General features: G+C 67.4%; 11 protein-coding genes. 7 read left to right on the top strand and 4 right to left on the bottom strand.

All coding sequences use genetic code 11. The annotated features are described in order from the left end of the window. Positions 1 to 45 precede the first annotated feature (45 nt). The 3 genes from NFH66_RS14165 to NFH66_RS14155 all read left to right on the top strand — a co-directional run bounded on the left by NFH66_RS14165 (position 46) and on the right by NFH66_RS14155 (position 3,148). Entirely contained in the window at positions 46 to 1,053 is a 1,008-nt protein-coding gene (locus tag NFH66_RS14165) for a zinc-dependent alcohol dehydrogenase family protein (RefSeq protein ID WP_349610847.1), read from the top strand. A gap of 122 nt (positions 1,054 to 1,175) precedes the next feature. After that, complete coding sequence (locus NFH66_RS14160; protein WP_349610846.1) at positions 1,176 to 2,327, top strand: hypothetical protein; 1,152 nt, start codon at positions 1,176 to 1,178, stop codon at positions 2,325 to 2,327. An 11-nt stretch (positions 2,328 to 2,338) separates the two neighbouring features. Further along, complete coding sequence (locus NFH66_RS14155; RefSeq protein ID WP_349610845.1) at positions 2,339 to 3,148, top strand: mechanosensitive ion channel family protein; 810 nt, start codon at positions 2,339 to 2,341, stop codon at positions 3,146 to 3,148. Positions 3,149 to 3,177: 29 nt separating this feature from the next. Here NFH66_RS14155 and NFH66_RS14150 read toward each other — a convergent pair whose 3' ends face one another. Continuing rightward, positions 3,178 to 4,458: an MgtC/SapB family protein gene (locus tag NFH66_RS14150; RefSeq protein WP_349610844.1), complete on the bottom strand. Its 1,281-nt coding sequence runs from the start codon at positions 4,456 to 4,458 to the stop codon at positions 3,178 to 3,180. A 109-nt stretch (positions 4,459 to 4,567) separates the two neighbouring features. Here NFH66_RS14150 and NFH66_RS14145 point away from each other — a divergent pair, with 109 nt between their 5' ends. From NFH66_RS14145 to NFH66_RS14130, 4 genes are all read left to right on the top strand, one after another. Further along, on the top strand, positions 4,568 to 7,618 hold the full coding sequence (locus NFH66_RS14145; protein WP_349610843.1) for an EAL domain-containing protein: 3,051 nt from the start codon (positions 4,568 to 4,570) through the stop codon (positions 7,616 to 7,618). Positions 7,619 to 7,693: 75 nt separating this feature from the next. Continuing rightward, positions 7,694 to 8,152 (top strand): LexA family protein, encoded by a 459-nt coding sequence (locus NFH66_RS14140; protein WP_349610842.1) that lies wholly within the window; start codon positions 7,694 to 7,696, stop codon positions 8,150 to 8,152. Continuing rightward, entirely contained in the window at positions 8,149 to 9,429 is a 1,281-nt protein-coding gene (locus tag NFH66_RS14135; protein WP_349610841.1) for a Y-family DNA polymerase, read from the top strand. The genes NFH66_RS14140 and NFH66_RS14135 overlap by 4 nt, the downstream gene beginning before the upstream one ends. A gap of 112 nt (positions 9,430 to 9,541) precedes the next feature. Next, complete coding sequence (locus tag NFH66_RS14130; RefSeq protein ID WP_349610840.1) at positions 9,542 to 10,294, top strand: SDR family NAD(P)-dependent oxidoreductase; 753 nt, start codon at positions 9,542 to 9,544, stop codon at positions 10,292 to 10,294. A gap of 276 nt (positions 10,295 to 10,570) precedes the next feature. Here the strand turns inward: NFH66_RS14130 and NFH66_RS14125 are convergent, their stop codons facing one another. The 3 genes from NFH66_RS14125 to NFH66_RS14115 form a co-directional block, all read right to left on the bottom strand. Then, on the bottom strand, positions 10,571 to 11,407 hold the full coding sequence (locus NFH66_RS14125; protein WP_349610839.1) for a DUF3037 domain-containing protein: 837 nt from the start codon (positions 11,405 to 11,407) through the stop codon (positions 10,571 to 10,573). A gap of 196 nt (positions 11,408 to 11,603) precedes the next feature. Further along, positions 11,604 to 12,602 carry an IS5 family transposase gene (locus tag NFH66_RS14120; RefSeq protein ID WP_349610838.1) on the bottom strand — a complete coding sequence of 333 codons (999 nt, stop codon included), beginning with the start codon at positions 12,600 to 12,602 and terminating at the stop codon, positions 11,604 to 11,606. Further along, entirely contained in the window at positions 12,599 to 13,381 is a 783-nt protein-coding gene (locus NFH66_RS14115; RefSeq protein ID WP_349610837.1) for a HipA family kinase, read from the bottom strand. Before NFH66_RS14115 ends, NFH66_RS14120 begins: the two co-directional genes overlap by 4 nt. Positions 13,382 to 13,442 lie beyond the last annotated feature (61 nt).

The following is a 13,442-nucleotide window of genomic DNA, read 5'->3' as shown; positions in this document are numbered from 1 at the left end:
AGGCTATCTTGGATTGCCATCGATTCCAGCGACAAAGGAGCCGACATGAAGGTCGTGACCCTGAAGAGCCCGGGCGGGCTCGATAACCTGCAAATGGGCGAACATGAGGCGCCGGGGGAGCCCGGCTCCGGCGAGATACACGTGCGCCTGCATGCCAGTTCGCTGAACTTCCACGACTACGCCGTGGTGGCGGGGATGATCCCCGTGGATGACGGCCGCATCCCCATGTCCGACGGTGCCGGCGTGGTCGAGGCGGTGGGCGAGGGCGTCGATGAGTTCGCGGTGGGCGACGCCGTGGTCTCCACCTTCTTCCCGCCCTGGCAGGAGGGCACGGCGCGGCTGGGCAACTTCGCCACTACCCCCGGCGACGGCGTGCAGGGCTATGCCCGGGAGCAGGTGGTGGCGAAGGCCTCCGCCTTTACCCGCCAGCCGGCGGGCTGGTCCCATGCGGAGTCGGCCACCCTGACCACCGCCGGGCTCACCGCCTGGCGCGCCCTGGTGGTGGATGGCGGCATCAAGGCCGGCGATACGGTACTGGTGCTGGGCACCGGGGGCGTCTCCATCTTCGCCCTGCAGTTCGCGCGGCTGATGGGGGCCCGGGTGATCGCCACTTCCTCCTCGAACGAGAAACTGCAGCGGCTGCGCGAGCTGGGTGCCGAGCATGTCATCAACTACCGCGAGGATCCGGAGTGGGGGCGCACGGTGAAGGCGCTGACCGGTGGCGAGGGGGTCGACCATGTGGTCGAGGTGGGCGGCCCCGGCACCCTGCCCCAATCCATCGAGGCGGTACGCATCGGCGGTCATATCGCGCTGATCGGTGTACTCACCGGTCGCGAGGGCGAGATCCCCACCGCCAAGCTGATGGCCAAGCAGGCCAGCCTGAAGGGGCTGATCGTCGGCAGCCGCCGCCATCAGCTGGAGATGATCCGCGCACTGGAGGCCAGCGAGCTGCGCCCGGTGATCGACCGCGAGTTCCCGCTGGACGCGATCGCCGATGCCTTCCGCCACCAGGAGGCCGGCCGCCACTTCGGCAAGATCTGCCTGACCTGGTAGCCGCCCCTCGTCTCCTGCCCCATGACGCCCGCCCGGCCCCGCCGTGGCGGGCGTCGTCGTCTCGGCGCCTTGTCCGGGGCGTGCTATGGTCAGCTCATCGACGTGAACCGGGGAAGGCGCGGATGGCGCAGGACGAGGAGCGAGAGCGCCCGCTGTGGGAGGTGGTGCCCATCGAGCAGCGGGAACTGCCCAGGGCATCCCAGGCCAGCCAGGCGCGTCGACGCTGGCAGGCGCTGGGGCGCTGGCTGACGCTGGGCAACGAGTCGGGGGAAGAGCCGGCGCGGGAAGAGGCGCAGCTCGAGCGGCTGCCCGGGGTTCGCCTGGCCAAGCTGGCGCCGCCCATCGACTGGCAGCCGAGTGCTCATGCCCTGGCCCGGTACTTCGCCGAGGCCGGCGAGTCGGCGGGGCCGGTCACCCTGCTGGTGGGCGCCCCCGCGGATGGCCACGCCGAGGGGATCGAGGCCTGGGCGCGCCTGAACGGGGGGCACCTCCTGCCCGAGCCGTCGGCAGGGGCGCTGCTGGCTGGCGAGATGCCCTGGTCGCCGGCGTCGTCGGCGCGCGCCTGGGGGATACCGCGACTGGAGCGGGGTTTCCTGCGCCAGGCGACGGCACTCGCCGGGTTGCGCAACTTCCTCGAGGCCGCGCTCACCGGACGCCTGGGACGCGGGGTGATCGGCTGCGACAGCTGGACCTGGGCCTACCTGCACCACGCCCTGGCGCTGCCCGAATCCGCGGCGGTGACCCTGCAGGCCTTCGATGGCGAGCGCCTCACCCGCTACTTTTCGTCAACCACCCGGGCCGCCCTGGGGGAGCCGCAGGTGATCCGCGCCGTCGGCAGCGGCGAGCCGGTGCTGGTGGATGGCGAGGAGGCCCCCACCAGCCGCGAGCTTCGCGAGCTGGCCGTCCACTGTCACGGTCAGCTCGGCCTGGCCTGGCACTACTGGCGGGCCAGACTGTGCGACGAGGCCCCGGAAGGGGAGTCTCCGGATACCCTGTGGCTGGCCGAAAGCCTCGATGAGGCCACCCTGCCCGGCGAGGTCGGTGAGGAGTCGGTGCTGCTGCTCCACGCCCTGCTGCTGCATGGCGGCCTCGACGAGGCGCTGCTGCCCGAAGTGCTGCCGTTCTCTCATGCCCGGGCGCTCTCCGGCCTGCGTCAGCTGCAGCGGCGCGGTGTGGTGAGCTGTGATGCCGGCCGCTGGCGGGTGGCCCCGCTGGGCTACATGAGCGTACGGCGCCTGCTCGAGGAGCGTACCTATCTGGTGGATGCCCTTTAAGGAGCCCGGTGATGGATAACGCCGACGACTATTCGCAACTGTTCAACAAGCTGGATACGGCGGCCCTGGTGGAGCTTGCGCTGCTGGCGGCGGGGGCGATCCTGCTGATCGTGGTGAGCCAGAAGGGGCTCAACTGGGCCGCCAACCGGCTGCATGGCCAGCATCGCTTCCGGGTCTTTGCCCTGGTGCCGCTGGTGCGCCTGGCGATCCTGATCGTCGCCATCACCATGGCGGTGCCCATCGTCATCGATCCCTCGCTGCAGAACATGATCGCCCTGCTCGGTGCCGTGGGGCTCGCCATCGGCTTCGCCCTCAAGGACTACGTCAGTAGCCTGATCGCCGGGGTGGTGGCAGCGGTAGAGATGCCCTACCGCCCGGGGGACTGGGTGGAGATCGAGGGGGTCTACGGCGAGGTCACCCATGTGGGCATGCGCACCATCGAAGTGGTCACCCCCGATGACAACCTGGTCAGCATCCCTCACCTCAAGATCTGGAACACGCCGATCAGCAACGCCAACAACGGTGGCGACAGCCTGCAGTGCGTGGCCGACTTCTACCTGCATCCCGACCACGATGCCGCCCGGGTGGAGGAGGCGCTGCGCGACGTGGCGCTGACCAGCCCTTATCTCAAGTTCGACCGGCCCATCGCCGTGGTGGCCAAGGAGCACCCCTGGGGCACCCAGTACAAGATTCGCGCCTACCCCGTGGACCCGCGCCAGCAGTTCCGCTTCGTGACGGACCTCACCCTGCGTGGTCGCGCGGAGCTCGGTCGCCTGGGTGCGCGGCCCGCCCAGACGCTGGCGGGCGTGGAGGGGGGCTAAGGCCACTCCCGGCGGGGAAGCGGGTGGCATCAGACCAGCCAGGCGGCCGCCAGGCCGATGCCCAGGGAGACAAGCATCGGCACGCCTACCCGCCAGGCGGTGCGGCGCGTGCCGAAGGCGCCGGCCAGCCCCGCCTTGACCAGATTGTTGGTGGCCGCGGCGAGGATGATCCCCAGCACCGCGGTGTCCGGGGCGATGGCATCCAGCGACATGCGGGTCAGCGACAGCGTGATGGCGTCGACGTCGGCGATCCCCGAAGTGGTGGCCAGCAGGTAGATGCCGGCGTCGCCCAGCCACCCACGCAGCCACTCACCCAGCAGCATGATCACCGCCAGCAGGACGCCGAAGAACAGCGCCGTGCGCAGCTCCAGCGGGTTCTGTCCGGAGGTTGGCCGCTGTACCGCACCATCGCCGCGGTGGCGCCGCCACAGGTACAGCGCTGGAAGGTAGAGGGTGAGGCCCATCAGCGTGATCGGCGGCAGCAGGGCCGGGATCAGGCCGGGGCTGATCACCGCGGCGTAGAGCAGGATGCGCGGGAACATGGTGCCGCAGGCGATCAGGATACCGGCGGCCAGCATCGGCGAGAGCCCCGGGGCCAGCCGTGACTGGCGCGCGAAGTGCAGGGTCAGGGCGGTGGAGGAGCTGAGCCCGGCGAACAGGCCGGTGAAGAGGATGCCCTTCTCGGCCCCGCCCACGCGAATGGCGAAGTAGCCGACGAAGGAGACCGCGGCGATCAGCACCACCATCCACCAGATCTCGTAGGGATTGAGCGCGCCGCCGGGGCCCATGGCACGGTCCGGCAGCAGCGGCAGCATCACCGCACTGATCACCAGCAGCTTGAGGCCGGCGTCGAGCTCGTGGGCCTGCAGCTTGTAGAGCAGGCCGTGGATCTCGCGCTTGTTGTCGAGGATCACCGCCGTGGCCACGGCGCAGGCGGTGGCCAATGCCGGGTCCACCTCCACCGCCACGGCGCCGAAACAGAAGGTCAGCAGCAGTCCCACCAGGCCGGTGATGCTGTAGTCCTCGGCCTCGGCGAGGCGCGCCCGCCACGCCACCAGGGCGATGCCCGCCACCGCCAGGAACACCAGCGGGAACGCCCAGGTGCTCACCGTGGTGGAGAGCAGGGCGGCCAGCCCGCCGAGCAGCCCCACCAGGGCGTGGGTGCGGATGCCGGCGATGCGCTCGCCGGACTTCTGTTCGCGGGCTACCCAGCCGCGCTCGATGCCGATCAGCGACCCCAGCAGCAGGGCCAGCGCCAGGCGGATCAGCGGCTGGTTGGCATCGAGGAAATGGCGGGTGACCTCTTCCATGGGCGGATGCTCCGGGCGGCGGTGCTTCTACCGGCACAGCCTTGTATAAGTGGTTACACTACCTACACGAACGGCAGGATTCATCCACCCAGCAGGGATCGCCCTCAGCATGCCGCACTCTCCGGATCTTGCGCTACCCGATGCTGAACACGACATTCACCGCGACAGGCGCCGCGCCATCGCCGTCTATGTGGGTGGCGTGCTGTTGATGCTGGTGGTGATCGGCACCCTGATGCTCGAACAGTATCGTCGCGATACCCGGGCCGCCGAGGAGCGCACCGCGGCCCGGGCCGACCTGGTGGCGGAGTGGGTGACCAGCACCTTTTCCGCCAGCGAGGCGCTGCTGGCCAGCGTGGCGGCGCGGATCGAGGGCGAGGCCCCGGCCGAGCTGGGAGACTGGCTGGCCGCGCTGGGCGACGAGCTGTCCTTCCTCGACAAGATCAGTGTGCTGGATAGCCAGGGCCGGGTCCTGGTCTCCTCCAGTGACGCCTACCCGCCGGGCTATGCGCTGGGCGGGCTGCCCTACCACCGCGACCTGCTGCAGGCGCCGGCGGGGGAACGGCGCGTCACGCCATTGTTCTGGTCACACTTCGTCGAGGAGTTTCGGGTGGTGCATGCCCAGCGCCTGGCGGGTGGGGGCATCATCAGCGCCGAACTCGAGCTCTCCGCCTTCTCCCGTGCCCTGGATCGCCTGGGCATGGCGGCGGGGCAGAGCACCGCCATCATCGATACCCAGATGCAGCTGATCGCCCGGCGTCCCGTCTTCGGTGGGGAAGACCCCCTCGAGGTACTGGGCGAGCAGATCTCGGAACCCCTGACCCGCGCCTTCATCGACAGCGGCCAGCAGCGGGACAGCTTTCGTACCGACTCGCCCCTGGATGGCGAGGATCGCTACTACACCATGCGTCGTGTCGGCGAGCTGCCCTTCGTGGCGGTGATCGGCGAGGAGGTGTCGACGGTGCTGACGGGCTGGATGCACCGGCTCTGGCTGCGCCTGGCGATCGCCGGGACGGTGATCGGCCTCGGCGGCCTGGTGCTGCGCCACTACCTCAACCGGCTGCGGCTGGAGGGCGAGGTGCGCCAGCGCGTCGCCGAGCGGGAGCAGGCGCGCCGCGAGAGCCAGTCTCGCGAGGCGCGACTCCAGGCGCTGGTGGGCTCGATCCAGGACATGATCTTCGTGTTCGACGGCACAGGGCGCTTCGTCTTCGTGCATGCGCCCGACCCCAGCGAGCTGCTGCTTGACTCGCGTGACCTCATCGGGCGCCACTATCGCGAGGCGCTGCCGGTAGACCTCGCCGAGCAGCTTGCCGCGGCCTTCGCGGAGTTGCGCGACGGCGGTGGGCCGGTGGAGTACGACTACCGGCTGGAGATCGGCGGCGAGTGGCGCCACTTTCGCTCGGTGCTGAGCGCCCTGGGCTCCCGCGGCCCGGATGCCGGCGGAGCCCTGGCGGTGGTCCGCGACGTCTCCGAGGAGCGGGCCACCGAGGCCCAGCTGCGCATCGCCGCCACCGCCTTCGAGACCCACCTGGGAATGCTGATCACCGATGCCGAGGGCATCATCCTGCGTGTCAACGACACCTTTACCCGCATCACCGGCTACGCCGAGGAGGAGGTGCTGGGCAGGAACCCGCGGCTGCTCAGCTCCGGACTGCACGACGATGCCTTCTATGCGGGGCTGTGGGACAGCGTGTCGCGCCACGGCAGCTGGCAGGGCGAGATCTGGAACCGTCGGCGTAACGGCGAGGTGTTCCCCGAGTGGCTGACCATCAGCGCGGTGCGCAATGCCGAGGGCAAGCTGACCCACTACGTGGCCACCTTCAGCGACCTTACCGAGCGCAAGGCGGCCGAGCAGGAGATCCACCAGCTGGCCTTCTTCGACTCCCTGACCGGGCTGCCCAACCGTCGCCTGCTCATGGACCGCCTGGAGGGGGTGCTGCGTGACAGCTACCGCAACGGTCGCTTCGGCGCGCTGATGTTCCTGGACCTCGATAACTTCAAGCAGGTGAATGACACCCTGGGCCACCACAGCGGGGACCAGCTGCTGCGTTCGGTGGCCAGGCGACTGGGGGCGGTGGTCCGCGACACCGATACCCTGGCCCGCCTGGGCGGCGACGAGTTCGCGCTGCTGCTCCACGACCTCGGCGAGCATCCTGAGGAGGTCGCGGTGATCGCCGAGCGGGTGGCGCACAAGCTGCTGTCGGCCCTGCAGGCCCCCGTACTACTGGGCGGTGAACGCCTGATGGTGACCGGCAGCCTGGGCATCACCCTGTTCCGTGATCACGAGACGAGCCTTGACGAGGTGCTCCAGCAGGCCGACATGGCGCTGTTCCAGGCCAAGGCGGCGGGGCGCAACACCCTGAGCTTCTTCGACCCGGAGATGCAGGTGCGTCTGCAGGCCCGCGCTCGCCTCGAGGCCGACCTGCGTCAGGCGCTGCCGCGGGAGGAGCTCCACCTCCACTATCAGCCCCAGGTCACGGACTCGGGCGAGATCCGCGGCGTCGAGGCCCTGCTGCGCTGGCAGCACCCCCGGCGGGGGGCCGTGTCACCCGGGGAGTTCATCCCCCTGGCCGAGGAGAACCGCCTGATCGTGGCCATCGGCGCCTGGGTGCTGGAGAGTGCCTGTCGGCAGCTGGCCGCCTGGTCCACCGACCCCGCCAGGCGGCACCTGACGCTGGCGGTGAACGTGAGCCCGCGGCAGTTCCGCGAGGTGGACTTCGTCGAGCGGGTGGTGGCGATCCTCGATGCCACCCGGGCGCCCGCCGAACGCCTCAAGCTGGAGGTCACCGAGAGCCTGTTCCTGGAGGAGCGCGACGAGGCGCGGGCCAAGATGCTGCGCCTGCGAGAGCGAGGCGTGCGTTTCTCGCTGGATGACTTCGGTACCGGCTACTCCTCGCTCTCCTACATAAAGCGCCTGCCGCTGGACCAGCTCAAGATCGACCAGAGTTTCGTGCGCGACCTGCTCGTCGACGAGGCTTCGGCGGCCATCGTGGCCAGCATCATCGCCCTGGCACGCAGCCTGGAGCTGGAGGTGATCGCCGAGGGGGTCGAGACCGAGGCCCAGCGCGACTGGCTGATCGCCCACGACTGCCATGCCTTCCAGGGTTACCTGTTCAGCCGCCCCCTGCCGCTTGAGGAACTGCACCTTTCTAAGGCCTGTTAAGTCAGCGGCTGGAGTTGTCAGCGGATGCCATCTACTCGATACTGTATTTATTTACAGTATCTGGTGGGGGTAGCCATGAAATTGTCGGATTCGACTCGGGCTCGGGTGATCGGCCGCGCCGCTCCCGGAGCGGTGCACTCGGGCCTGCCCCTGATGGGCTGCCGGGTGCGGGCGGGCTTTCCCAGCCCCGCCGATGACCACCTCGAGGGGGAGATCAACCTCCACGAGCACGTGGTGAAGCGTCCGGCGGCCACCTACTTCGTGCGTGCCGAGGGCGATTCCATGCTCGGCGACGGCATCCATGACGGCGACCTGCTGGTGGTGGACCGCAGCCTGGAGCCGCTGCCCGGGCGGGTGGTGGTGATCGCCCTGGAGGGGGAACCCACCGTCAAGCGCCTGGCGCGGCGCGGCGGCGAGGTATGGCTGGTGGCCAGCAACCCGCGCTTCGCGCCGATCCCCCTGGCGGGCCGCGAGTGCCACGTGTGGGGTGTGGTCACCCATGTGCTCCACGCCCTGCCGGGGGGCGAGCGGTGATCGCCCTGGTCGACGGCAACAGCTTCTACGTCAGCTGCGAGCGGGTCTTCGACCCGCGCCTGGAGGGGCGAGCGGTGGGCGTGCTCTCCAACAACGACGGCTGCGTGGTGGCGCGCTCCCACGAGCTCAAGGCGCTGGGCGTGGCCATGGGCGCGCCGCTGCACCTGCTGCCGCCAGCGGTGCGCCGCCAGGCGGTGCTGCTCTCCAGCAACTACGCGCTCTACGGCGACATGTCGCGACGGGTCAACCAGGTGCTGGGCGAGTTCTCCCCCGACGTGGAGCCCTACTCCATCGACGAGAGCTTCGTGGGCTTCTCCGGCTTCCCCGATGGTGAGCTCGAGCCGCGCTGCCGGGAGCTGCGCGACACCGTGGGCCGCTGGACCGGCATCCCCGTGGGCGTGGGGCTGGCACCCACCCGGACCCTGGCCAAGCTGGCCAACCGCCTGGCCAAGCGCGAGCCCGCCTTCGAGGGTGTCTGTCGACTGGACGCCGCAGGTGAGGCCACTCGCCGGGTGCTCGAGTCCTGCCCGGTGGATGACCTGTGGGGCGTGGCGCGACGCAGCGCCGAGCGGCTGGCGCTGATGGGCATCGAGAACGCCTGGCAGCTGCGCGAGGCCGACTCACGCTGGGTACGCAGCCGCTTTTCGGTGGTGATGGAGCGCATGGTCTGGGAGCTGCGCGGGCGGCCGGCCATCGTCCTCGATGACATGAGCGAGCCGCGCCGGCGGTTGCTGGTGTCGCGCTCCTTCGGGCGGCTCACCGGCGAGCGCCATGAGTTGGAGGCAGCCATGCGCCAGCACTGCACCCGGGCCGGCGAGAAGCTGCGCCGTCAGGGCAGCCTGGCCCAGGCGGTCCAGGTGTTCGTACGCACCAACCCCTTCCTGGCCGGCGAGCCCCAGTACCGCAACGCCGCGGTGGTGGCGCTGCCGGCCCCCAGTGCCGACAGTCGCGAGCTGCTGGCCGCGGCGAGCCGCGCCCTGGCGGCGATCTACCTGGAGGGCTACCGCTACCAGAAGTGCGGCGTGATGCTGCTCGACCTGGTGGACGTCGAGCGGCGCCAGGCCTCGCTGCTCGAGACACCCGAGGACGATGCCCGCCGCGCGCGCAGCCAGCGGCTGATGGCGACCCTGGACCGGCTCAATCGCGAGATGGGCCGTGATACGGTGCGCTTCGGCCTGCCGCGGCGCGACAATGCCTGGAAGCTGCGCTGCGAGCGGCGCACGCCGCGCTACACCACGTGCTGGGATGAGTTGATGCGCGTCAAGACAGAGCGATAATTGGCTGCAATGCCATGCGAGAAGAGGGCGGGGTGGTCCCCGGCTCGACTACACTGGTGGCACCGCGGCGCGGTCATGCGTCGTCAGGAAGTCATCACAGGGAGCAGAGCTCATGCGAATGAAGGGCAAGAACGTCATCGTCACCGGCGGCGCCAGCGGTATCGGCCTGGCCAGCGTGGAGCGTTGCCTGGAGGAGGGGGCCAGCGCGGTGATCGCCGACCTCGAGGGTGGTGAGGGTGCGGCCCGGGCGGCGGAGCTGGATGCCAGGCATGCCGGCCGCTGCCTGTTCAAGGCATGCGATGTCACCGATACCGCCCAGGTCGACCGCCTGTTCGCGGAGACCGTCGCCGAGCTGGGCAGCGTGGATGCGGTATTCAACAATGCCGGTATCGGTGGCGTGACCCCCTCCGACGAGGTGAGCGACGACGAATACCTGCGCATCATCGACATCAACCTCAACGGGGTCTTCCGTGTGGCCCGCGCGGCGCTGCGGGTGATGTATCGCCAGGGCAGCGGCAGCATCGTCAACTGCGCCTCCATCCTCGGCATGATGGGCCAGTCCCAGACTGCCGCCTACACCGCGGCCAAGGGCGGGGTGGTCAATATGACCCGCACCCTGGGCATCGAGGCGGCACCCAAGGGGGTGCGGGTCAACGCCATCGGGCCGGGCTACATCGACACGCCGCTGCTCCAGGCCCTGGACGACGAGCTGCTGCAAGGGCTGATCTCCCTGCACCCGATGGCCCGACTGGGCCGCCCCGAGGAGGTCGCCAACGGCTTCCTGTTCCTGGCCAGTGACGAGGCCAGCTTCGTCACCGGCACCACGCTGATGATCGACGGCGGCTTTACCGCCGGCAAGTCCTGACCGATCCCCCGCGTTTCCTCACGCCGTGATGAGATCGCCACACTCGAGGGGCTCGGCTTCGCACTCGGCGCAGGTGCCGATGGTGAATTTGCCCGTGAGCACGAAGTGGCAATCTTCAAAGAAGTGGCAATCCTCAAACTGGATCTCTGGCGCAGGCTGCAGGGAGGGCAGGGCGTGAAGACCTGGACATGCATAGCTCCCTCGTTGTTGTCCCGCCATTCGACACGAAAAACCCGCCACGGTGGGCGGGTCGGTGGCAAAGTAGAAGCCTAAGCCTTAGTGCATCGAGGTGGGCGTCGCAGCAATGGCTTGGGTGACGCCGTGTTCACCCAAGGCATCCGGGATGATGCGCAGAAGGCCGCTCTCGGTCAGTTCGCGGGTCACTTCCTGGTAGGCGCGCTGCCTCGGGCCTTGGGTTTCAGAGGGCTCGTGGCTGACAAATACAGTGTCGAGCGGCGCTTGCCCGCTAGCTTCGAGCCGCTTCATGCGCATGAGCCACTTGTCACCCTTCTCGATGATCTTGCTCGACTCTTCCAGGTCAAAGCTGATGGGCTTCACCGCCTGGCGAGGCCTGCCAGCCACCTGCCAGACCAAGGGGAATTTCACCTGGAGCAGGTCGTTGCCCAGGGTGATTTCGTTGTACTGCCGGTCCGTGAACCCGCGCAGCCATTGAGCAACACGGCTGGTCATGCGGGTTTCAAGGTTCTCGCGCTGACTGAAGTCGTGGTGTACGTAACGCATGAACAGCTCCTCCAGCGCCTGACGCGGATCTTCCGTGGCGACGGTGCCGGGCTGGCTGAACCGGAACATGGTTTCTCGCGGCGCGACCAGGTGCTGGAAGATGCGGCGCTGCATGGCGGCATCATCTGCATGGGCATTGGCCAACTTAACCACTCGGCGAAGCTCCTCCAGGAACTCTCGGCGGGCGCGAGTGAAGACCTCGGTGGGCAGCTTGCCGAAGAAGTGGGTGATGCGTTGTCGCTGTCGCGTCTCGGATCGTTGCAGGAACTGGCCATCGTTACAGAGCATGACGATACCCAGGTTGGCAAACTCACCAGTCTCTGGGTAAGGCTGGAAACGCAGCACCGAGTAGTTGCAGAGGATGGTGCTCATATGTCTCTCCAGAAGGTCGGCTCATGCAGCCGCTGCAACCAGGCGTGACGATCAGCTAGGGAATCACTGATCAATTCGGTTCCGCGCAGCTGAGGGGGCTCAGAGTCTCTCAACCACCCCATTGGCGATCATTTTCTGACCACTTCATGTGGTCCTGTTTTCCTGGCAGCCGGGTTATCCGGCTGCCAGGCCAGATTCAAGGCGTACTGGCCCCATCAACTTGGCCTTCGCATCGTGTCGCCAGCACAAGGTTGGCCAATCCGAACAGGCTGAAAAGTTGCGCCTGGTTCTTGACCAGCCCCTTGTAGCGCACCTTCCGGTAGCCGAAGAGGTTCTTGATGACATGAAACGGGTGCTCGACTTTGGCACGGATGCTCGCTTTGGCCTTCTCGATCGCCAGCAGCAGCGTTTTCATGGGGCTGTCGTCCATCTTCTTGATGGCCCCGCGCTTGGCGGCCACGCAGCACTTGGAATCCGGGGCATCTTTCTCTTCGTCAAGATGCTTCCACATGCCGGTGTAACCTGCGTCGCCATATACCCGCTTGTCATCCTCCCGGACCAGAGCGCCGGCCATGGTGACATCGGCGACGTTGGCCGAGGTTGCGACGACACTGTGAGTCAGTCCGGTGACGGCATCGACGCCGATATGGGCCTTCATGCCGAAATACCACTGGTTGCCTTTCTTGGTCTGCTTCATCTCCGGATCGCGCTGCTTGGCCTTATTCTTGGTAGAAGGGGCGGCTGCCACGATGGTGGCGTCGACAATCGTGCCCTCGCGCATGAACAGCCCTTTCTCGGCCAGGTGGGCGTTGATCTCCTCGAAGATTCGCTGGGTCAGCGCATGCTTCTCCAACAGGTGACGGAAGCGCAGCAGCGTGGTCGCGTCCGGCACGCTCTCAATGGCCAAATCGATACCCACGAAGTCGCGCATCGCCTGGCTATCGTAGATGGCATCTTCAAGTGCCTCGTCGGCGAGCGCATACCACTGTTGCAGGAAGTAGATCCGCAGCATGCGCTCCAGGCCGATGGGTGGACGGCCTCGCTTGCCTGCTGCGTTCGGGAAATAAGACGGCGACAGCGCATCGATGAGCCGTTGCCAAGGCACCAGCGCCTCCATCTGGGCCAGAAACCGCTCGCGGCGGGTCACCTTCTTCTTGTTCTGGTGCTCTGCCTGGGCGAAAGAGATCTGCTTCATCGGATGGCTCGATCAGGTGGTGACAGGGTGGCCAGATTGTACCCCGCCAACGGCTGTCGGGCAGCTGTGGCGGGATTTATGCAGCGTTTCCCTAGCGTAGGGCTCACCTCGGTTGAATCGTCTTCCGGGTCCCAATAGACCCATTCGACTGGCAAAAGATCGACGATGCTATCCCAGTCGGCCAGTGCGGTGTCAAGTGTGCGCGAGAGCCGAGCTTGTACCTCCAAGTCGCGGAGAGCCCGGCGCTGGCCACAGAATACGTGCAGATCGAAGTCACCAATGCCAATGAGAGGGTCGAAAGCCAGATTGTGATCGATCACGACCAAGTCACCAGCTTCGTCGACCAAGAGGTTCACATTGCCACTCTGCTCGGTCAGATAACGATCTTCGTTGCTGACCCATATATCGAACAGTAGCACACGCAGCTGCAGCTCGGTGGACACCTCCTCCACTTGGTCGAAAGTCAGCTCTCGAGAGTACGGGATCACTCTGGACGCGAAGGCGAGCCCACCCGACAGGTCGCTGGCGCCTTCGAGTGTACTGAACTCCAGCATGCCTTCAGGGAATCTCATCAGCGCATAGTCGGCGACCGGCAAACCACAGCGCCGCCCAAGCTCCGCGCATAGCAGCTCGGCAATGAGGGCTTGTCTGCCTGCACCATCCACGCCCTTGACCACATACATGTCACCCTGGGCATCACGCACGAAGAAAGGCTTGAGCGTGCCCTGAGATGAACGGTGGGAGATCTCGGTGGCTTCCACGGTGCGTGGGCAAGGCATTACGAGTTCCTTCTCAGTCAAACACTTCCCATCAGAACTCCCGGCCGGCTATATGCGTGTG

Source organism: Halomonas sp. H10-9-1 (assembly GCF_040147005.1).
Taxonomy (GTDB): domain Bacteria; phylum Pseudomonadota; class Gammaproteobacteria; order Pseudomonadales; family Halomonadaceae; genus Halomonas.
The sequence above is the reverse complement of the archived record's forward strand: the minus strand, read 5'-3'. Positions and strand labels throughout refer to the sequence as shown.

Excerpts from the sequence above, each read along its gene's own strand:
- NFH66_RS14165 (WP_349610847.1), top strand. The coding sequence starts at position 46 with ATGAAGGTCGTGACCCTGAAGAGCCCGGGCGGGCTCGATAACCTGCAA.
- NFH66_RS14160 (WP_349610846.1), top strand. The coding sequence starts at position 1,176 with ATGGCGCAGGACGAGGAGCGAGAGCGCCCGCTGTGGGAGGTGGTGCCC.
- NFH66_RS14155 (WP_349610845.1), top strand. The coding sequence starts at position 2,339 with ATGGATAACGCCGACGACTATTCGCAACTGTTCAACAAGCTGGATACG.
- NFH66_RS14150 (WP_349610844.1), bottom strand. The coding sequence starts at position 4,458 with ATGGAAGAGGTCACCCGCCATTTCCTCGATGCCAACCAGCCGCTGATC.
- NFH66_RS14145 (WP_349610843.1), top strand. The coding sequence starts at position 4,568 with ATGCCGCACTCTCCGGATCTTGCGCTACCCGATGCTGAACACGACATT.
- NFH66_RS14140 (WP_349610842.1), top strand. The coding sequence starts at position 7,694 with ATGAAATTGTCGGATTCGACTCGGGCTCGGGTGATCGGCCGCGCCGCT.
- NFH66_RS14130 (WP_349610840.1), top strand. The coding sequence starts at position 9,542 with ATGCGAATGAAGGGCAAGAACGTCATCGTCACCGGCGGCGCCAGCGGT.
- NFH66_RS14125 (WP_349610839.1), bottom strand. The coding sequence starts at position 11,407 with ATGAGCACCATCCTCTGCAACTACTCGGTGCTGCGTTTCCAGCCTTAC.
- NFH66_RS14120 (WP_349610838.1), bottom strand. The coding sequence starts at position 12,602 with ATGAAGCAGATCTCTTTCGCCCAGGCAGAGCACCAGAACAAGAAGAAG.
- NFH66_RS14115 (WP_349610837.1), bottom strand. The coding sequence starts at position 13,381 with ATGCCTTGCCCACGCACCGTGGAAGCCACCGAGATCTCCCACCGTTCA.